The 20,634-nt window shown below is 45.6% G+C and carries 15 protein-coding genes; 5 read left to right on the top strand and 10 right to left on the bottom strand.

Annotated features, from left to right (window positions below; genetic code table 11):
- From PLH26_RS09570 to PLH26_RS09530, 9 genes are all read right to left on the bottom strand, one after another.
- Positions 1-323: cupin domain-containing protein (locus PLH26_RS09570; RefSeq protein ID WP_502876374.1), on the bottom strand; the 323-nt coding region annotated here is incomplete at its 3' end.
- 64 nt (positions 324-387) lie between these two features.
- The gene (locus tag PLH26_RS09565; RefSeq protein WP_324585791.1) at positions 388-1,386 is read right to left on the bottom strand and encodes a GRP family sugar transporter; all 999 of its coding nucleotides are present in this window, start codon (positions 1,384-1,386) and stop codon (positions 388-390) included.
- A 149-nt stretch (positions 1,387-1,535) separates the two neighbouring features.
- Positions 1,536-2,489 (bottom strand): C-terminal binding protein, encoded by a 954-nt coding sequence (locus PLH26_RS09560; RefSeq protein ID WP_324585790.1) that lies wholly within the window; start codon positions 2,487-2,489, stop codon positions 1,536-1,538.
- A gap of 29 nt (positions 2,490-2,518) precedes the next feature.
- The gene (locus tag PLH26_RS09555) at positions 2,519-3,598 is read right to left on the bottom strand and encodes a zinc-dependent alcohol dehydrogenase (protein ID WP_324585789.1); all 1,080 of its coding nucleotides are present in this window, start codon (positions 3,596-3,598) and stop codon (positions 2,519-2,521) included.
- 48 nt (positions 3,599-3,646) lie between these two features.
- On the bottom strand, positions 3,647-4,279 hold the full coding sequence (locus tag PLH26_RS09550; protein ID WP_324585788.1) for a cyclase family protein: 633 nt from the start codon (positions 4,277-4,279) through the stop codon (positions 3,647-3,649).
- A 34-nt stretch (positions 4,280-4,313) separates the two neighbouring features.
- On the bottom strand, positions 4,314-5,060 hold the full coding sequence (locus tag PLH26_RS09545; RefSeq protein WP_324585787.1) for an SDR family NAD(P)-dependent oxidoreductase: 747 nt from the start codon (positions 5,058-5,060) through the stop codon (positions 4,314-4,316).
- A 54-nt stretch (positions 5,061-5,114) separates the two neighbouring features.
- Positions 5,115-7,904: an alpha-L-rhamnosidase gene (locus PLH26_RS09540; protein WP_324585786.1), complete on the bottom strand. Its 2,790-nt coding sequence runs from the start codon at positions 7,902-7,904 to the stop codon at positions 5,115-5,117.
- A 75-nt stretch (positions 7,905-7,979) separates the two neighbouring features.
- Positions 7,980-9,494: a RagB/SusD family nutrient uptake outer membrane protein gene (locus PLH26_RS09535; RefSeq protein ID WP_324585785.1), complete on the bottom strand. Its 1,515-nt coding sequence runs from the start codon at positions 9,492-9,494 to the stop codon at positions 7,980-7,982.
- Positions 9,495-9,521: 27 nt separating this feature from the next.
- Positions 9,522-12,743 carry a SusC/RagA family TonB-linked outer membrane protein gene (locus tag PLH26_RS09530; RefSeq protein WP_324585784.1) on the bottom strand — a complete coding sequence of 1,074 codons (3,222 nt, stop codon included), beginning with the start codon at positions 12,741-12,743 and terminating at the stop codon, positions 9,522-9,524.
- 549 nt (positions 12,744-13,292) lie between these two features.
- Here PLH26_RS09530 and PLH26_RS09525 point away from each other — a divergent pair.
- The 5 genes from PLH26_RS09525 (at position 13,293) to PLH26_RS09505 (ending at position 20,232) form a co-directional block, all read left to right on the top strand.
- Positions 13,293-15,350 (top strand): tetratricopeptide repeat-containing sensor histidine kinase, encoded by a 2,058-nt coding sequence (locus tag PLH26_RS09525; RefSeq protein WP_324585783.1) that lies wholly within the window; start codon positions 13,293-13,295, stop codon positions 15,348-15,350.
- A 2-nt stretch (positions 15,351-15,352) separates the two neighbouring features.
- A complete protein-coding gene (locus tag PLH26_RS09520; RefSeq protein ID WP_324585782.1) occupies positions 15,353-16,102 on the top strand; it encodes a LytR/AlgR family response regulator transcription factor in 750 nt (249 codons plus the stop codon).
- Between the two features lie 218 nt (positions 16,103-16,320).
- Positions 16,321-16,530: a hypothetical protein gene (locus tag PLH26_RS09515; RefSeq protein WP_324585781.1), complete on the top strand. Its 210-nt coding sequence runs from the start codon at positions 16,321-16,323 to the stop codon at positions 16,528-16,530.
- 28 nt (positions 16,531-16,558) lie between these two features.
- Entirely contained in the window at positions 16,559-17,731 is a 1,173-nt protein-coding gene (locus PLH26_RS09510) for a hypothetical protein (RefSeq protein ID WP_324585780.1), read from the top strand.
- An 83-nt stretch (positions 17,732-17,814) separates the two neighbouring features.
- Positions 17,815-20,232 carry a T9SS type A sorting domain-containing protein gene (locus tag PLH26_RS09505; RefSeq protein WP_324585779.1) on the top strand — a complete coding sequence of 806 codons (2,418 nt, stop codon included), beginning with the start codon at positions 17,815-17,817 and terminating at the stop codon, positions 20,230-20,232.
- A 78-nt stretch (positions 20,233-20,310) separates the two neighbouring features.
- Here the strand turns inward: PLH26_RS09505 and PLH26_RS09500 are convergent.
- A partial coding sequence (locus PLH26_RS09500) for a glutamate ligase domain-containing protein (protein WP_502876373.1) occupies positions 20,311-20,634 on the bottom strand: 324 nt, incomplete at its 5' end.

The following is a 20,634-nucleotide window of genomic DNA, read 5'->3' as shown; positions in this document are numbered from 1 at the left end:
TCCATTTCAGGAATTTCAAAAAATTGTCTGCCGCAAAAATGGTCTAAGAAATGAAGCACCAGTGCTTCCGATTTTTCAAAACTGTGTAATGCATCATTGCGCCAGGTGTGGGGAAGATTTTTACCTATAAAAACTAGGTCGCCTTCAGTAAACCGGTCAATATTATCGCCCACCATCCGGCTGCCGCTGCTTTCAAGAATAAGGGTGAGCTCATACTCGTTGTGAAAATGCCAGATACCCGGAAACCGATCTTCGTGTATATACCTGTTTACACTAAAAGAAGCCTGATAGGGTATATTCACTTTAATGAGCATGGGTTGCATAGCAATGATTTTATAACATCAAGATAACGAAAATAATAACATGGCGCTATTATCTCATCACTTTTCAGCTTTTTGCAAATACAATACAAACCAACCCTGCTATATAGCACAGGAACATTCCATACAGCCATTTTGAGGTACCCGGAGGTGCTTCTCTGAATTCTTTCCACACAAATACCCCCCAGATGGCAGCAATCATCGCATTACCCTGACCCAGCCCAAATGAAATGGCAAAACCGGCTTCGCCTGCAGAAAGAATGCTCAATACCAGTCCGCCCCCCCATATTATCCCTCCCAGCAAGCCCATCACATGGTCTTTGGCGTTACCTTCAAAATAAGCAGCATACCGCAACGGCTTCCCCTCCACAGGTTTCTTCATGAGCAGCGTGTTAAAAATAAAATTGCTAAGCAGCACACCTATGCCAAAGCATACTACAGCGGTATATGGACCGAGCTTACCTGCTTCGGGTGAGCGGAAATCGGCATACATGGCCCCGGCAATAAACCTGTAAAAGAAACCGAATAAAACGCCTGCGGCCAGGGTTAGCAGGATCCCTTTTGCAGATACTTTCTTTTGGCTGCGTGAGAGTTTCCGGTGGGCGGTTGCCGACAAAAGGATAGCAGTAGCAATTAAGACAACCCCTCCAAAAAGCAAACCAGCGTTGCCAACAGGTGCAGCTATATAATTTACCGATACGCCCAGTACAAGCCCGAAACCTGCTCCCACCGGAAAGGCCACTGCCATGCCAGCCAGTGCAATGGCAGCAACAAATAATATATTAGCCGCGTTAAAGATCGCACCTCCCAGCACAGCAGAAAAAATATGCTCCCACTCCGCCTGTGCCAGGTCAGGTAAAAAGCCACGCCCCGCATTACCATATGAGCCAAGCGTAAATGCGAACAGCAGTGCTACCAGCACAATACCCATTACGTAATCCCAGTAAAAAAGCTCAAACCGCCAGGATGGGCGTACCAGCTTCTGCATATTCGGCCAGGATCCCCAGCATATCATTGTAATAACAGAAAAGACAATGGCAAGCAGATAGGTTTCAATAATAAACATCGCAGGATTTAAGATTTGAGATTGAGATTTAAGATTTGAGATTGAGCGGTTGCAAAACACAGGCAGATGCATACCAGCTTCCATGCCGTTTTTGCATTATACCCGCCATCTGCTGTACATTTCGGGTGCAGGTTGCCCGTTTACCTCCTTTATGCTACCCTGTTTTTCAACGTTTTTCCCTGCAGCGCCCTGAGTACTTCTTCAGCCGCCATATACTGTAATTCGGGTACGCTCCTTTCGCTGTACCATGCCGTGTGCGAAGTAAGCAGCGCCTGCCTGCAATTCCGTAAAGGATGTGTTTCCGGCAAAGGTTCCGTTTCAAATACGTCTAACCCGGCCATTATCTGCTGTTTTTCCAATGCAGCAGCCAGCGCCACGGTATCTACCAGGCCTCCTCTTGAGGTGTTGACCAGGATAGTTCCTCTTTTCATGCTGCCGATGGTCGTTTCATTGATCAGGTGGCGGGTGGCCTCACTGAGGGGCAGATGCAGCGAAATAATATCAGCGGTTGCCAGCAGCTCATCCAGCGGCAGCGCCCGAACGCCTGCCGCCGTCATTACCGCTTCAGCTACATTGGGATCATACGCCGCAGCCGTAAAACCAAAGGGCTTCGTACGTTCCAGCACCGCTTTTGCTATACGCCCATAGCCGATAGTGGCAAAAAGCATGTCACCGAAAGCAGGCATCGGTAGCGGAGGCACGATCTTCCATATACCTTCCTTTATACGGCTATGGGTTTCCGTTAGCTGCCGGGCCAGTGCCAGTGCAAGCGAAAAAGTGTGATCAGCAACTTCATTAATACAGTAATCGGGAACGTTGCATACAGGGATCGCATGCTGTCTGGCCGCCTCCAGGTCAACATTATCCACCCCTATCCCGTACCGCACAATTACCCTGCATTTTTTCAACCCTGCGATCACTTTAGCTGTCACCGGCGCCCACTGCACCAAAAGTGCATCGGCATCGGCGCCCCCGGAAAGAATATCTTCCTCGGTAGTGCATCTGGCAGCTTTCACTTCAAACCCGTGTGCGTTCAGCAACCCCGTTTCCGGGGCCAGGCTGGCAAACCCGTGATCTGTAATAAATACTTTTCCTTTATCCATAATAAATCAATAAAAGCTCCGGCAAAAAATTATATAGCCGCATACAACTGCTCTCTCTTTTCATCCATTATCAACACCGATTTGATATGATTCCCTTTTGCCTCCTTCATATCATTGAAGGCCGCCACGCCATCGTCCAGGCTGTAATAATGCACCCATGAATGCACATCCACTTTTTGGTTCCTGATAAGCTCCAGTGCATCCTCCATATCTTCCTGTGTAGCGGCATAACTCCCGATCACCTGTTTTTCGGCAAGCACGATATCATAGCTGTAAAACGAGCGGCTGTTTTCATACAGGCCGATCACGATCAGCACCCCTCCCTGCCGAACGGCATGTAATCCTTTATAGCTGGTATCGGGTGAGCCCACGGCATCCACTACCAGGTCTATACCTTCTCCTCCTGTCATCTCTGTTATTACAGTGTCCAAATCAGACTCAGCAGGATTAACTACTGCAATCGCGCCTAATCTTTCAGCTACCGCCAGCCTTTCATTCCGTATATCGGCAACGATGATATTCACGTTCCGCAAAGTCTGGAAAGCCTGCTGGGCCATTAACCCAATTGGTCCCGCACCGATCACCAGTATGTTCTTCATGGTTATATGCCGGGTAAGCTTAACCAGGTGAACGCCATTGGCCAGGGGCTCCGAAAGACATGCTTCACGAAGATCAACACCGGCAGGAACCGGTATGAGACAATATGCCGGCACATTTACATAGCCCGCAAAGGCGCCGTTCCTGTGCATGCCAAATACTTCCCGGCTTTCGCAAAGATTGGTTCTGCCCGTGATGCAGGAAGCACAATGTCCGCAGGAGATAATTGAATTGCTTACCGCTATGCTGCCCGGCTCCCAATGCTGCACGGCTTTACCTGTGGCTACAACTTCCCCGCAAAACTCATGTCCCATGATCAGGGGTGGCACACGCCTGGTGCTTTTCTGTCTGAATGTTTCCAGTTCGCTTCCGCATATTCCGCAGGCCGCTACTTTCAGCAGCACTTCGTCATCTTTATATACAGGCACAGGCTGGTTGTTTATTTCGAGCCGGTGATATTCGGGATAAAAAAGTGCTTTCATGGTTTTAGGCTGTACTTGTACTCCGCTCATACCAATTCAAAACAATTGTTTACAATAATATTTTATATCATACCGGCACTAATCGTTTACGAGCGCTACTGCGCGTATGGGAGATCCGTCGCGCCCTTTGAAGTTGAGCGGGAAACCGATGAATGTAAACTGCTCCGGCACTTTATCAAGATTAGCCAGGCTTTCCACGATCACGATCTCTTTTGGTAACAGGATATCATGATGCAGTTCAAACCAGTCTTTACCCGGTGTAGGCATATCCATGCCCAGCATGCGGATATTTTTTCCTGCCAGGAACCGGGCAGCTTCCTGCGAAAATGAAGGGAAATCGCTGAAAAAATAATCCCTGCCAAAGTGCTTATGCCAGCCGGTTTCACAAATGATCCTGGCACCCGGAACCAATAATTTTTCGTAAGGCAAAAAGTCCTTTACAGTCAGTTCTTCATTCGCCTCTTTGGGTATGCGCAACAAACGGGCGGGCCCGTAAAACCATTCCAGGGGCATCTGGTCTAAAGTTTTACCATCATCCAAAAAATGGTACATGGCGTCCAGGTGTGTGCCCTGGTGCGACCCAATGGTGATCTGGGATATATTATACCTCAGCGTTTTCGTATTTCCATGTGGAATAATGCTCAACTTGGGATCGCTGGGAAAGGTTTGCTGCCCGTGTTCCAGCGGATGAGAGAGGTCAATAAGTTGCATATGAATACTGATTAATGCTTTAAGTATACTCCTGTTATTTTGCAAGATAGCCGCCATCTACCACCAAATCGCTCCCCGTAATAAACGAGGCGTCATCGCTTGCCAGAAAGGCTGCAGCCGCAGCTACCTCTTCCGGCTTTCCCTGCCTGTTCAGTAAATGCATGGCAGATGCCCTTTCGTTTTCCGCTTCTATATCCAAATCCAGCTTTACGCATGAATCAACAAAAGCCTTCGTATAAATATATCCCGGACATAAGGTATTTACCCTGATGTTAAAAGGCGCCAGGTCCTGTGCCCAGCATTTGGTCAATCCCCGGATCGCGAACTTTGTGGCATTATAGGTGGCGAAATTCAATTGCCCCACGAAGCCGCTCACCGAGGAGAAATTGATAATGCTGCCGCCTCCGTTCTTTTTCATTTGCGGCACTATATATTTCGCCATCAGCGATGTTCCGCCAATATTCACGGAATTCACTTCCCGCCAATCCTCCGCCGTTGCTTCCACTCCCTTAAATACAAACCGGGCAGCAGTATTGATGAGGATATGCGCAGGGCCCACTTCTTTTTCAACAGCAGCACAAGCAAACTGTGCCGCCTGCTCGTTACTGATATCAACCGGCCAAAAATAAGCGCCGATCGTCGCAGCCCTGTTATCGCTGTCGGAGTGAATATCCAGCAGCACTACCCTGCAACCTTCTTCCGCCATGCGCACACCGGTAGCATATCCCAGGTCGCCCAGTCCGCCGGTTATGACCGCAATTTTATTTTTAAGTCCTCTCATAAGTTTCCCCTGAATTTCATGAATTGTCGTTAAGTAAAGGTTAGCAACTTCATATTATTTTACTACCTTAAAACTATATTTCCCCGACTGTAAAGCGAAGCTTGTTGTTCCTTTATTTTTTCCTGTAAGCCGCACGCCCTTTGCTTTATTGGCAGGGATACCGCTCTCGGTTATCTGTCCTTCCACAGGAAGTACAAGGGTGGCAGAAGTATTGGCGGGAATAGTGATCTCGCAGCTAAACGTTGTGCTGTTATCCTGCCAGTTTACAACAATATTTCCCATTATAGAATGATAGGATCCTTTTGCCCAGGTAAGGCTTCCTCCCGGTTTCGGTTTAATGATAAAATGCCTGTACCCGGGATTCAGTTCATCATAATTTATCCCGAGGATATGTTTATACATCCATTCTCCCACGGCGCCGATGGCATAATGGTTAAACGAGTTCATCCCCGGGCCCTGAAACCCCCTGCCTTTTACATATCCGTCCCAGCGCTCCCAGATAGTAGTGGCTCCCTGGTCTATAGAATACAACCACGAAGGAAAACGGTGGCTCTCCAGCAGTTTATATGCTACACCGGCATATCCATTTGCGCTCAGTTGGTTCATGAGCCTGATGGTAGTTTGAATACCGGTTGAGATCCGGAAGTCGTATTCCTTTACCGCATTTACCATATGCTGTACCACTTTCTCTTTTAAAGTATCAGGCACCAGGTCAAATTCCAGCGCCAGGGCATAGCCTGCCTGGGTATCTCCTTTTACAACACCATTGGCATCTATGAATTCCCTGATAAATGTATTGCGTATCTCATGATACAGCGTATGGTAATATTTATATTCCCGCGACTTTCCCAACACTTTCGAGGCATTTGCCAGCAACCGGGTGGAATACGCAAAAAAGGCAGTAGAATACAGGTCTTTGGGAACACTTCCTTTAGCTTTCGGATACCCGTCTACTCTGATGGTATTGCCGTTTAACCAATCACCGTAATTCTGGCCCACTGCATTTACACGGATATGATCGCTGTTCTGGCTATGAACGTAATCAATGAACTTTTTCATCGCATCATACTGGCTCTCCAAAATGCGCTTATCTCCATAATTCACGTAGGCCTTCCAGGGAATAATAACACCCGCGTCAGCCCACCCTGGCGCATCATAAAAAGTCATGCCCACCTGTGGTGCATAATTTGGGAACCTGCCTTCCTCTGTTTGCATATCTCTGATATCCCTGAACCACTTCGTGTAAAAAGCGGCCATATCCATATTGTATATAGCGGTCTGGGAAAAAACCTGTGCGTCTCCCATCCATCCGCACCGCTCATCACGTTGGGGGCAGTCTTCAGGAATGCTGTGCATATTCCCCAGTTGGGTCCATAAAATGTTTTCCCATAGTTTATTCACGTCTTTATTGGAAGTTTCAAACCTGGAAACGATGGAAGAAGAAGACGCTACTACTTTACCTGTAAGTTCGTTCAACGCTGGAACATGGTCCAGCCCGGAAATTTCCACATATCTGAATCCATGATAGGTAAACCGGGGCTCATATTCCACCTGCTTCTCCGTTCCAGGGATATACACATCCGTTTGCTTTGCAGTGCGAAGATTTTTCACGTACAACGTGCTGTCTTCATCCAGCATTTCTCCATACCTGAAAACAAGCTTCCTCCCCGGGTTATAGGGGATAGCCAGCTTTACCCACCCGGCCATATTTTGTCCCATATCAAAAATACAGGTACCCTTCGCTACTTCAAAAACATGTATCGGCTTTACTTCTTCCACTATTTTTATCGGTTCGTTCATTTGTGCATTCAGGGTGATGGATACAGAGGGATCGGTAGTTACCGGCTCCCAGCAACTATCGTCAAAACCGGGTTTCAGCCAATGCCGGGGCTGGTACCGTGCATCAAACACCTCCCCGTCAAATATGGATGCTTCTTTTATAGGTCCGTCCTTCAGAATTTTCCAGCTTTCATCAGTAACCACGGTATCTGTTGTACCATCGACATATGTTATGTGCAACTGTGCCAGTAATCTCCTGTTGAAACCATAATTACCCCTTTGTGGCTTGCCATGCGTAAACAGCACACCTGCATACCATCCGTCGGCCAGGCTTGCCCCTATTACGTTGCGGTCGGAAAGGAGAATATCTGTAACGTCGTAGGTTTGATATTGTACGCGGGTGAAATAATCTGTCCATTCGGGAGCTAATACATAATCTCCTACTTTACTTCCATTCAGATACACTTCATAAACCCCCAGTGCAGTGGCATATAAAAATGCTTTTTTAATTTTCTTGGCAACCTTAAATTCTTTTCTCAAGAGAGGAGACGGCGGTATGATGTGCATATCCTGAGCCGTTGCCTCCAACACCGGCTCCTGCCCAATCCATTTTGCTTTCCAGTCTTTTTTATCCAGCAATCCCATAGACCAGTGTTTGATTGCGCTCCATCCACTTTCATTATTGTGCTCATCCCATATTTTGACCTTCCAATAGTAAATCTCACCGGAAGAGAGGGGCTTTCCGCCATAAGCAACCTGGTTGGCTGCTCCTGATCTTACTTTGCCGGAATCCCACATCTCTCCGGTATCACCCTCAAGTGTTACGCTGTCTTTGGACACCATGATGCGGTAATATTGCTGCATTTTTCCCCGCTGCAACGAAACCAGTTCCCAGCTAAAACGCGGCTTCAGGTTGTCTATCCCATATGGATTCTTAAGATATTCACATCTGAGATTAGTTAGCTCTACTACAGGAAGCGGATTACCCGTACCCCTTAGTGAAATAAAAGTGACCGTAAAAAACAACAGGGTATGAATACTTATTTTCAGGTTTCTGCTTGTCATGATGCATCAAAAGTTTTATTGCCAATATATATTAAACAGCGCACTATTACAGATCAATTATAAGCCATTGTATGATCAGTAACCATCGTTCTGCGTGAGCCCTCTGGGTGCCTTCTCTATTTCTACCTGGGGAACAGGGTATACCAGCCTGAATGGTTGGATATCAAAGGCTCCGGAAACATAATCTTCTCCCAATCCCCTCGGTGTGCTTGGATCTGCTTTTTCGGTGACGCCGTACGCCCTTATTACATCGATCGCTCTTTCTGTTCTCACCAGGTCGGGCCACCGGTGACCTTCAAAAGCAAGCTCTACCCGTCGTTCTTTTTCCACCGCCATTCTGAAAGATTGCTGATCCGGCAGGTCAAGCGGGGTTTTATCCGCGAGTCCCGCCCTGTGCCGTATGCCATTGAGCAGGTCAAAGGCCTCCCCGCCGGAAACATATTGCACTTCATTCAAAGCTTCCGCCAGCATCAGCAATACATCCGCATACCGGTATACGGGAAAGTTACAATCATTCCTGTCTGCAACGCCGGCATCATATATCCACTTGTTGATATAAGGCGAATGAACAAAGTTTCCCAGGCTGTTGGTGTACCCTGTTTTTAAGGAAATATCCTTGCGGAGATCTCCCGGCTCGTAAGCCGCTATCAGGTCTTTGGTAGGTATATTCCAGCCGGTTCTGTTCGAGCCCGTGTAGCCGAATATGGCACTGTATGCTTCTGACCCGATAGGTACCCAGGAAAAAATATTATTGTTGCTCATGCCGTCGATAGCAGCATTGTACTGGATCTCAAAAACAGATTCGGAGTTGTTCTTAAAAGCAGGGTCAAAACAGTTTTGATAGTCAGGCTGAAGCGTATAGCCCAATGCAGTAATGCTTTTCAATGTATTGACGGCATCGGAGAACTTTTTTTGTGTCATCTGAATCTTGGCTAACAACATCAGTGCAGCTCCCTTTGTAATCCTCCCGACATCGGAGGAAGAATAGGTATCAGGCAGGGCCGACACGGCTACTCCAACATCTTCAATGATCTGTTTATACACATCTTCATGCGATGTCCGCCCTGTAGTATATGCATCAGATAAGTTCTCCACAGGCGTAAGAACAAGCGGAACAGATCCGTAAAACCTCACCAGGTTAAAATAGTAAAAAGCGCGCAGGAATTTGCATTCACCCGTCATTCTTTCCTTTAACCCATTCGTTGTAAACGCAAACCCGTCAATTTTCGACAATACGAGATTGATCCTGTAAACAGCATGATAAGCAGTGTTCCAGTAATTGGAGCTGGTATTGATGGCCCCGTCTCTGAACTCATCAATTTCTTCCAGCAGCACTACTCCAGCCCTTTCGCTCGGATTAAAATAAACACAGGTATTATCCGACCTCAGCTCGTTCAAAAGAACATACGTTGAAGCCTGCGTTTGCAGCGTTGCATATAGCCCGTTCAGGGCTTCGGTAAAGTCGCGCTCCGTCTTAAAATAGGTTAAAGACGTCGTGGTAAGATTCGGATTGATATCCAGGAATTCTTTTGAACAGGAAGACACTATGATGAAACCTATAACAACTGCAATACGATTTATTCTTTTCATACTCCCAAATATTTTTACGTAAACAATTTAGAATGTGGTATTGATACCCAGGGTGAGTATCCTCGGCAACGGGTAATTTTGCTTTTGCCATCCGATCATCAGCACATTTCCATTTAGGCTGGCATCGGGATTATTCAGTGGTATCTTTGAAATAATCAGAGCGTTCTGAACTGAGAAATACAACCTGCAGGATTTCAGGACCCTGCTTCGATTCAATAATCTTTCACTGAAGGTATATCCCAGAGTAATATTGTCTATCCTGGCATACGAACCATCTTTGACCCACATACTGCTACCCATGCGGATATACTGGAGCTGATCAGGATAGTTGGTGGTAGGATAAATACCATTCCCCGGCTGCTCCGGCGATCTCCACCTGTCTTTTACATCCGCCAGCACATTAAATACACCATCCATATTCCTTATGGTTTCATAATAACTTAGCATTACATCATTTCCTACCGAGCCGCTCACAGAAATATTGAGATCAAGGTTTTTATATTGCACACTGTTCCTCAGACCAAAAATAAATTTAGGATGAGGGTTTCCAATAATCGTCCTGTCATCGCCTGTAATCTGATGATCCCCATTAATATCCCTCATCTTAAGCGTACCCGCATGTGCTCCGGGATTATTGTGAAGATCGGCCGTAGCTTCCGCTTCATCCCTGTAGATGCCATCAATGATCCATCCTTTATATAAAGCAATCGGCTTCCCAACCTCTGTTGTGGTACCTCCCCACCATATGTTCCCGGACTCTATCGGATCCTGGCTGTCATTCAGTTCCAGTACTTTATTTTTATTAAAGCTGATATTAAATGACGTTTCCCACCGGAATGCCTTTTTAACTATATTCTGCGAATTGATCCCTATTTCCCATCCTTTATTTTGCATCTTACCAACGTTGGTGAGCAACTGTCCCACACCGGTAATAGTGGGTACCGGCCTGTTCAATAATAAATTATAGGTAAGGCGGTCATAATAATCTACTGTGAGAGAAAGCCGCCTGTTGAAAACGCTGACATCAAGACCGATATCCAGTTCTTTATTCTGCTCCCAGCGAAGGTTTTGGTCAACATAACTGATATAATTGCCTGCTGCCAGTTGGTTCCCCAATATGTAATTGGATTTTTGAAGTCCTGAAACATATGCAAAAGATGAAGTGAAGTTGTTGTTTCCCGTAATACCATAGCTTCCCCTGATCTTCAAATCATCCAAGAAGGCAAGTGGTTCCATAAACGATTCGTCAGACAATCTCCAACCTACTGACACAGATGGAAAATCGCCGTAGCGCGCATTCGGTGAAAAACGCGAAGAACCGTCGCGACGTAAAGTAGCGTTGAGATAATAGCGGTTTTTATAGCTGTAGTTTACCCTGGCAAAATAAGATGAGATCGCATACCTGGAAGCATCGCTGCCTGAGCTTCCGGTACGAAAATCCCCCTGCAGACCGGCGCTCACATAGGGTATACGGTCGTCGGAAAACCGGGTGGCAGAGGCACTCACGATATCATATTCCTGCCTCTGGGCCGTTTGTCCCAGCAATACTTCAATATCATGTCCCCCGCTAAGAGTAGTGTTATACGTTATATAATTTTCAATCAGCCAGTTGATCAGTTCACTGCGGCTGGCATTTGCTTCAGACATACCGGGCTCCTGAAGAAGACTGCCGCCGGGTGATGTGGCGAGTCGCCCTCCTACCCACCACGGACGCCAGTACCGGCCGCTGAGCATATCCATATTCAGCCCTACGTTCGTTTTGAACATAAGCCCTTTATAAAGATCCAGCTCCAGGAAAGTGCTGGCAAGTAAATTGAAATTGTTCTGCTTATCCACGATCCCGGCAAATCTGTTCACCGGGCTTGCAAATATCCAGTTCTCAGGAGCTGACGATATTACCGGATCAACCGACCCGTCTGGCAGATAAGGGCTCTCAATGGGACTTGCTGCGTATGCAAAACCGATCAGTGGGCCTTCATTGGGCGTACCCTCAAGAGAGCCGCCTAAATTACGAAAACTATACGACGGATTCAGGCGTGCGCCCAGTCGCAAACGCTTGCTGATATCCACATCCACGTTCACCCGCATGGAAGCCCGCTTATAATCCGTATTCCTGATGATACCATCCACGCTGTAGAAATCACCCGAAGTCATGATGCGCATTTTCTCGGATCCTGCACGCATCGTAATATTATACTGTTGAGACGGAGCGTAATCCCTTGTTACAAAGTCGAACCAATCTGTCCCGTTTCCTGTCACATTCCGGTAACCTTCAGGTATTATAGCAGGATCTAAAACTTCTCCATTCAGTTTAGCAGCATCTTCCAATCGTTCTATCCGGAACTGCGCAAACTCTTCAGCATTCATCATTTTCATGCGTCCTCTTTGGGGTATCTGTTGCACACCATAGTAAGCATTAACATCAAAAGCAATACTTCCCTTTTTGCCCGTTTTAGTTGTTATCAGCACAACTCCGTTCGCACCCCTGGAACCATAAATGGAGGTAGAGGCTGCATCTTTGAGTATGGTAATGCTTTCTATGTCTGAAGGATTTAAAAAAGACATCGGGTTAGACCTGCTATTGTAAACAGGTGCCTCTACGGGCATACCGTCTACAACATATAAAGGCTCATTTTGCGCATTGATAGACCCTGTACCTCTTACCCTTACAGTTAATCCTGCACCCGGGTGCCCGGTGGTTTGGAGTACCTGAACGCCCGGTGCCTGACCGATCATAAGTTGCTCAACGCTTGACACCTTCAGGTCTTTAATATCCTTATTTTGAATAGTAGCTACCGAAGAAGTAAGCGACCGTTTATCTTTCGTACCATATCCGATTACCACCACTTCGGATAAGGCGCTCTGCTGCAGTTCAAGCGTAATATTTACCACACCGGATTGCCCGGCAGGTACTTCAACCTCTTTTGGCTTAAAGCTCGTGTGAGTAAGCATCAGGCTAACGTTATTTTCGGACACAGTAATCGTGAAGTTGCCTTCTTCATCCGTTACTACCTGCACGTCGCCTTTTACGGAAACCGTTACCCCCGGTATAGGATTACCATCGGCATCTTTCACCTGGCCGGAAATAATCCTGTCTGAAATATTCATGTATTCTGATAAGCCATCGTCAGCTCTTGTCGGCGAAGGAAAGCACAGCGTACTCAATAACAGAACAGAGAGCGTGTTACATAATATTCTTTTATACAAAGGAGTAAGCTCTTGTATACATACAAGCAATCTTTTTTTCATATCTGGCAATGTTTAATCGTGATTTAGGAAATATAAATGGAAGCGGCTCTGCCTTATAAGCAATACTTTTACCCTATTAACTTGAATTAATGTGTATCATTAGCAATTAAAGTTTTGGAGATACAAACAGGAATGGCGTCGTTTATATCATGAGATGAATGAATACTATCCTATAGTGTAAATGTAATACTGTCTAAAAGATAAAACTTCCGGTAAAATATCCAAATTCTATGCTTTTATAACATATCGGAAAGGCATAGACGAGGCTAAAGACATGATAGCAATAAAATACATTTTTCCGGATACAAAAAACATACCGGTGCTCATCCTCATTCAGGAACCGGCAGACTCTGTTTTGCACAAAACAGTATTCATCGAACGAAAATGATACTCCTTTAAACCATACCCAGGATGCTATGCTATCGTACCAAAGAATGCCGGCTGCAATCAAAATCCCGGTTTATTTTTTTTATCTTTAGTTTCCCGGGTTCTTAAACAAGGCAGGCAGATGGGTGAGGCAAAATAGTTTTCTTTCAAGAAACATGGGTTATGTTAACATCTATAGGTCATCGTTGTATTTTATTCTTTTCCTGTTTGCCGGCTTTTTTACTTTCATTAAATGCCCAAACTCAAAAAATACAGGATACTACCGCTGTTAAAAATGAATTGAAAATTGCGGCTGATGTTCAGTTTTACATTGATAGTTTGCGTGCAGCTTTACGTGCTGCATCGGATGACGGTGAAAAATTCAACCTGTATAGAAAGATATGCTGGGCCTATTTAGACATGCGTGAATTAGAAATGGCAAAACAATACGCTGATAGTGTATATGTTTTATCCCATAAAATAAAAGATTCCACCTGCATAATGAGAGCTGAATATTATTATGGTGTGCTGGCAAGGTTCAGAGGAGATCACAATGAAGCTCTGATGCACCTGGAACCCAATCTCCATTACTTCGAAAGAAAAGGTGACTCCGGCCGTGTTGCCGCGGTGCTATATCAAATTGGCATTGTTAACTCGCATCTGGGTGATTATGAAAAAAGCCTGGCAGCCTATTACAGACTAATGAACATAGAACAAAAGGAGGGCAATGACTACAGCGTAGGTTATACGCTAAATGCAATCGGCGCTATACTAATGGAAACCAAAAAGTATCCAGATGCTGAAGGGCTATTCAAAAAAGCCCTGGTTATATACGACAGCCTCGATGAAAAAAAAGAGAAGACATACGTATTCATAAACCTCGGAAACCTGTACACCGAAACCCATCAGCTTGAAAAAGCAAAACAAAATTACGGCCATGCCCTGCAGATTTACCGGGAAATTGGTAATGAAACCGGCATTGCGTTGTCTTTAGCCAACATTGCATTCCTGTTCGATAAAATGGCCCGGTATGACAGTGCGCTCATTTATCATTTACAAGGCCTCGCAATACGGGAACGGCTCCATAGTAAAGAAGATCTTTCGAGAAGCCTGATAGGCGCTGGCCTCGGCTATAGCCGGCTAAGGAATTACGACTCTGCCATACATTACTCCCTTCATGCACTCGCCCTTGTAAAGGAAATTGGATCAAAACCCATGTTGAAAGATGTTTATGAAAACCTTGCGAATATATATGCTGCACAGGAAAATTTTTCAAAAGCCTACGGTTATCATGTATTGTATTCAAAAATTACAGATACCCTGCTGGGTGAACAAAAAGCACGGCAATTGAATGAACTCCAAACAAAATATGAAACCGCTGAAAAAAACAGGCAAATCATTTTACTTGAAAAGGAAAAGCAGGTTCAGGAGAAAGAAGCGCAACGACAGGCCACACTGAAAAGAACATTTATCGGGGGATTGGTGCTGATAAGTTTGTTAGCGGTTTTGCTGGCGTACATTTTCAGGCAACGTTTAAAAAACCAGAAATTACTCCTTCTAAAGAACAACGAGATCATGGAAAGTGATCTTAAACGACAAATGAGCGAACTTGAAATGAAAGCGCTTCGTGCGCAGATCAATCCGCACTTTTTATTCAATTGCATGAATTCGATTAACCGCATGATACTGCAGGGTGAAACGCAAAACGCCTCATCCTACCTTACCAAATTTTCAAAACTGGTACGGCTCATACTGGAAAATGCGGAATCGCCAACGGTTTCACTGGAAAATGAAATGGCTTTGCTGGAATCGTACATCCAACTGGAAGGTCTGCGTTTTAAAGGTAGGATCAATTACAATATCTCCATTGATGAATCAATTGAGCCTGAGAGCACCTATCTTCCCTCCATGGTATTACAACCTTTTGTGGAGAATGCCATCTGGCATGGCCTGATGCATAAAAAAGAATCTGAAAAAAATAATATTTTTATTGGTGTTAAGGAAAATAACGACAGGCTGCTATGCACCATAGAAGATAACGGCGTAGGAAGGGAAAAAGCGCGGCAACTCAGTGAAAAATCTGTGTTCAGGAAAAAATCAATGGGAATGAAAATTACCGAAGCCCGGTTAAGACTGCTCAGCAGAGAAAACATCAAACAAATAATACGGGTAACGGATATGAAAGACACGTACAACAAAGCTACGGGAACCCGAATAGAAATCAATATTCCACTTTCTTAAAAATGATTACTTCTGTTATCATAGATGATGAAGAAGATGGCCGGGAAGCCATTGCCTCTGCGCTTACAAAGTACTGTCCCGAAGTAACGATCTCCGGCATGTACGCCACCCCGGAGGAGGGCATTGCAGGCATAAGGCAGCTTAAGCCATCGCTGGTGTTCCTCGATATCCAGATGCCTGAAATGTCGGGCTTCGATGTACTGCAACAACTTTCGCCCGTAACCTTTGAAGTGATCTTTGTATCGGCTTACGACCGGTATGCCATCAAGGCGATCAAATTCAGCGCCCTCGATTACCTCCTTAAGCCCATTGACGTAGATGACCTGGTTCATGCCGTAAAAAAAGTAAAAGAGCGGTTACACACCGAAAAGAACATTTACCAGTACCAGTCTGTTGTAAATAATATCCAGTTGAAATCCGGCAAAATAGAAAAACTGGCCATCCCTTCCCTAACGGGCATTGATTTTGTTGACACCGCCGATATTATTTTTTGCAGGGCCGATGGAAGCTACACTACGCTTTTTTTAAAAAATAAACAAAGTTGCCTGGCATCCAAAAATTTGAAAGATTTTGAGCATATCCTGGCAGAGTCGGGGTTTTGCAGGATCCACCATTCTTACTTAATAAATCTCAGGCATGTACAAAAATACATCAAAGGAGAAGGAGGGCAGGTTTTGCTCACAGAAGGCCATTACGCAGACGTGTCACGCAGAAAAAAAGAAGCGTTCCTCGCATTGCTTGATACCCTATAGTTTCCTGACAAATAAAGCCGGCTGCTGCCCTTTATAATTTTCGGTCTCCCACTTGTAAACTATAGCCCGCCAGATACAAAATGGCAGTTTCACCCATCATCAGCTCAATGTAATTTGGATGTATACAGGCAACATCAGACCACAGGTCACATGCAGATAATGCCGTATTAAAACCAGATCACTTAAAATAAATATTGCCATCTAAAAAACACACGATCATGAAAGAAATATTTTTCAGGCATGCGCTGCTCATCGTAACGCTACTGGCGGCAGGCTGTTCTAAAGAAAAAGACAGCAACGGGAACTGCAAAACCTGCAGGGCGCTGGGCGGGTTGGACCAGCAGACCATTGAAGAAAAAGTTTGCTCCGAAGAGGAGAAAAAATCTTTTGCCGATCGCTGGGTAGGCAGGGAGATCATGTGCAATTGATTCACCACTATGACAAATTGTGATAATTATGAAAAGGAATTTAAGTCCTGGCCCACCGGCTAATAACTATAATATTCAATTATTATGCTGGATATTATTGTTTGGGCTGATATCCTGTAAGAAAACCGTGGATGAAAATGCTGATAATACCATCCCTGCAAACCTTCTTGATACCACCAGCCTGGGTCAATACCTGGTTTTGGACCAGGCTAGTAAGATCACCGGCACCCTTCCCGCATCTCCCAGCAACATGATAAGAGTGAATAGTAAGGATACAATTTACCTGCTGGAAGATTTTGCTTCGGGAGCAAGGATTGAGGTAAACCATTATGGCAAATTCGAGATAGCGGGATTTTATATAGGAGTTGCCAGCCAAAGTTATTATTTTGACATCCCGGTAGTGAAGGAGGAGTCGCAGGATTCGACAGCAGTTGTTTATATTAACTTTGACGACAAAGGCCTGGAAAGCCGGCAATCGCCATTTAATGTACCAATCCTCATCCAACCTCATGGGCCGGATGGTAAGCCTTTGAAAACGTTTGTAAGAATACTTACCATTGAGAAACCGCAAACTATCAATTCAGCTAAGCTGCCCATGGATATCGTTTCCCCTGCCGGAGCATCACCCCCTCCATTTATCTGGAAGTGGCTGTACACAGAAGGGCACTATTCAACAGGTGTATTGAAAGAGGCCCCCGATCTGTGGCTTGGGAACGTTCAAACTACAGGCGGCTGTTGCAACGATGACGGAACCAGCAGCACGGTAGCCAATGATCCCTATTGCTTTGAAAAATTTTCCGACGGAACCAAAAATCCAAGATGGAGAAGCATCGAGGTAAGCCCCGGTATAGCTACATCATTCGACATACTTGAGTTTTACAACGACGGCACATTCCGGCATGAATCTAAAAATTTAACCAAAATATACAGACCCTCGTACACAGATTTTTGTTCAGGTACAACCCTGTATCACTATCAGCCGGGGAATTACCTCAAATATGGCAAACACGATTTTAAACCAGGCAACGAAGTACTAAGGGTTAGCTACGATGCTACTGATCCTCCGGTTTATGGAGAAACAATTTCATCAGGCAGAATGGCCTACAGCAATCACCTGCTTGCTTTGGAAGCATTCGGGGCAGTAAAAGTTTACGGAAAAGCGCTTTATATCCACGATAAGTATCGAAAATGGTGGGATTAGCCGCAGCGCCGCAAAAAATAGTCCGCGTTGTTGGTTACCCAAAGATCATTCGTTCAAAATCAACAATCATTAAAACAACGGTGATGAAACAACCATACCTCAGGGCCGGTGCAATGCTTCTGCTATTGCATTTACCCCTATATCTTTTATCTCAGCCACCCGCCAACGACGAATGCACCGGAGCCACCGCCATAACACCTGTTCCCTTTGGTCCTTTATGTGCCAGGTCTGTAAGCGTCAGTACCTCCGGAGCCACGCAATCTGCACCCAATCCATCCTGTACCAGCAGCGAAAATGATGATGATGTATGGTATATGTTTACCGCAGCAACCGCATCGGTAGTGTTGCGCTTATCCAATACGATCAATTTAGGAACAGGCGGTAATGCTGTTATCGGATATGCATTGTATGAAACAACCTGCCCGGTAAGCACGACCACGCTGCATTGCAATAATATCGGTTCGGCCGGTGCAGGCTTTCAGATCATTAACGGATTAACAAAAGGGAATACCTATCTTCTTCGTTTCTGGTCAACCCTGACGGGAGGAAATGCAGCTTCTTTTGATTTTTGCGTGCAGGAAGCTGAAGCACCGGCCAACGATGAATGTGCAAATGCCGCTGAAGTTACAACGCAGCCGGCGGGAACCGCCTGCAATAGCGGAACCCCGGCCAGTACCATTGGCGCCACCCCCTCAACACCTGCACTTGCGTGCCCGAACGACCACTCCGACGACGATATCTGGTACAGCTTTGTTGCCAATACGGGCGCTGTACGCATTAATTTCAGCAATGCAAGATTAGCCACTTCCACCTCCGGGAACGGCAACCTGGGTTATGCCTTGTATGAAGCAACCTGTGGAATTGGCACCGCGTTTGGCTGTTCCGAAAATATAGGCGCCGGCAGCGGTAGTGCGCTGGTTGGCGAGTTGGTAGCCGGAAACCGTTACCTCCTCCGCTTTTTTTCGTATGCCGGCAACAGGTACATAACCTTTGACTTTTGCCTTGTTGATGTTGATCTTCCGTTCAATGATGAAACGGTGAATGCCACTGAGCTTATGGTAAGCAACAGTTTTTGTACCGGGCCGCTGCTCACGAGCCTGGCCAACGCTACTGCATCGCCGGGATTTGGTTCACCGGCCTGTGCCGCATTATCGGGTAGCGAAGATGTATGGTACAAAGCAACCGTACCGGCTTCCGGGAATTTGGTGATACAAACTTCTGTAGCGGATAATAATATCAACGAACTGATTATGGAAGCTTATACGGGGGATATTGGAAGTTTGAGCTTACTTACCTGCGATGATGATGGCAATCCTGAACCGGGTATCAGTTCACTGCACCCCAGGATTGAATTGACAGGAAGAACGCCTGGTGAAATTATTTTTATCCGGATGCTTGGTAAAGGGAGCATCAACAACGGCGCTTTCACCATTTGTGCCTGGGATGCTTCCATATTGGCTGATGTATCGCCAGGCGGCAATTGCATAGCCGGCAATACCATCACCATAAATTCCGCTAATGGTAATCATTATATGTGGGTACCGGTATTTGATGCTTCGGGAAACATTATAGCCGAGATCAATGCAAATGGCAATGAATTGGGAACAATAAACACTTCCCTGTTTGTTCATACTGCCGGAACCATAAGGCGCAATGCCATTACAGGGATATCTTACCTTGACCGTAACCTTGACATACAGCCCACGCGAGCAGGATCAGCAAAGCTGAGGCTCTATTTCAGGCAAAATGAATTTGCGGCTCTGCAGGCCGAACACCCTTCGCTAACCCTGCAGCAGCTTGGCATACACAAGGATGAAGAAGTTTGTCAGGGCAATATTCCTGCCGCGCCGGTATTGATTGAACATGACAGGATTGAAAATTACAACGGTGATCATTTCATTGAATTTTCCACCGCTTCCTTTTCCGGCTTCTATATTATGTATACGGCCAGTACATTGCCGGTGCAGCTCATTTCGCTTACAGCTTCCTGCAAAAACAATACGGTGGTGCTGAAATGGGCTACCGCCGCAGAAACAAACAACAAAAAATTTGAAGTGGAAAAAAGCAGCGATGGTCTCTTATTCGAAAAAACCGCTGATCTGCCCGGCGCCGGAAATTCCGGCTCGGTAATAAACTATTCTTATACAGACGAGCACCCGTCTGCCACTCCGGCTTTTTACCGGTTAAAACAGGTTGACAGCGATGGGAAATTTGAATACAGCAAAGTGATTCGTGCTGCATGCAACAATGATATTGGTATCAGGATATTTCCCAATCCCGTTTCAAACCAGCTGGAGGTGGAAATGAATAAGCCGGTCAGCAAAGGGAAATTAATAATAGTAGATATAACCGGCCAACAAAAAATGATCCGGGCCTTTGGTCCATTGCAAAGAGGCAGGGTAATTATCAATACCGGAATTTTATTGCCGGGCATCTATTTCCTGCAATTGCTAAGCTCTGATGCATCTGTCGGCGCACCTGTTAAGTTTATACAGCACTAATTGCAGTTTAAAAGCGATATGCCTGATAACAATTATGGAATGGTTCATGCGCGCTGTATACAATAAAAGCATGAAAGATCAGAAATGGCGGTCTACCTCTCCTACCACAAAAACACTTCCGCAAACCAGTATAAGGTCGTCTTTGTGCGCATGACCGACAGCGTTTTGCAAAGCGGAATTCACCGAAGGAAAATGATGCCCCGTTAACCCATATCCGGCAGCAACGGCCGCAAGCTGGTTTTCCGGCATGGCACGGGGCGTTTGTGCTTTGGTAAAATAATAAGAGGCTTCTTTAGGCAGGAGTTGCATCACTTTTGCTACTTCCTTATCCTTCACCATCCCGATTACAATGTGAAGATCATGATAGCTCATCAGTTCCAACTGTTCTGTTATTTGCCTTAT

The organism is Agriterribacter sp., assembly GCF_035444585.1.
Lineage (GTDB): Bacteria > Bacteroidota > Bacteroidia > Chitinophagales > Chitinophagaceae > Agriterribacter.
Note: the sequence above shows the minus strand (reverse complement) of the source record. Positions and strands in the feature narration are given on the sequence as shown.

Bases quoted from the DNA above. Each gene is read 5' to 3' on its own strand.
- PLH26_RS09565 (WP_324585791.1), bottom strand. From the start codon at position 1,386: ATGTTTATTATTGAAACCTATCTGCTTGCCATTGTCTTTTCTGTTATT.
- PLH26_RS09560 (WP_324585790.1), bottom strand. From the start codon at position 2,489: ATGGATAAAGGAAAAGTATTTATTACAGATCACGGGTTTGCCAGCCTG.
- PLH26_RS09555 (WP_324585789.1), bottom strand. From the start codon at position 3,598: ATGAGCGGAGTACAAGTACAGCCTAAAACCATGAAAGCACTTTTTTAT.
- PLH26_RS09550 (WP_324585788.1), bottom strand. From the start codon at position 4,279: ATGCAACTTATTGACCTCTCTCATCCGCTGGAACACGGGCAGCAAACC.
- PLH26_RS09545 (WP_324585787.1), bottom strand. From the start codon at position 5,060: ATGAGAGGACTTAAAAATAAAATTGCGGTCATAACCGGCGGACTGGGC.
- PLH26_RS09540 (WP_324585786.1), bottom strand. From the start codon at position 7,904: ATGACAAGCAGAAACCTGAAAATAAGTATTCATACCCTGTTGTTTTTT.
- PLH26_RS09535 (WP_324585785.1), bottom strand. From the start codon at position 9,494: ATGAAAAGAATAAATCGTATTGCAGTTGTTATAGGTTTCATCATAGTG.
- PLH26_RS09530 (WP_324585784.1), bottom strand. From the start codon at position 12,743: ATGAAAAAAAGATTGCTTGTATGTATACAAGAGCTTACTCCTTTGTAT.
- PLH26_RS09525 (WP_324585783.1), top strand. From the start codon at position 13,293: ATGTTAACATCTATAGGTCATCGTTGTATTTTATTCTTTTCCTGTTTG.
- PLH26_RS09520 (WP_324585782.1), top strand. From the start codon at position 15,353: ATGATTACTTCTGTTATCATAGATGATGAAGAAGATGGCCGGGAAGCC.
- PLH26_RS09515 (WP_324585781.1), top strand. From the start codon at position 16,321: ATGAAAGAAATATTTTTCAGGCATGCGCTGCTCATCGTAACGCTACTG.
- PLH26_RS09510 (WP_324585780.1), top strand. From the start codon at position 16,559: ATGAAAAGGAATTTAAGTCCTGGCCCACCGGCTAATAACTATAATATT.
- PLH26_RS09505 (WP_324585779.1), top strand. From the start codon at position 17,815: ATGAAACAACCATACCTCAGGGCCGGTGCAATGCTTCTGCTATTGCAT.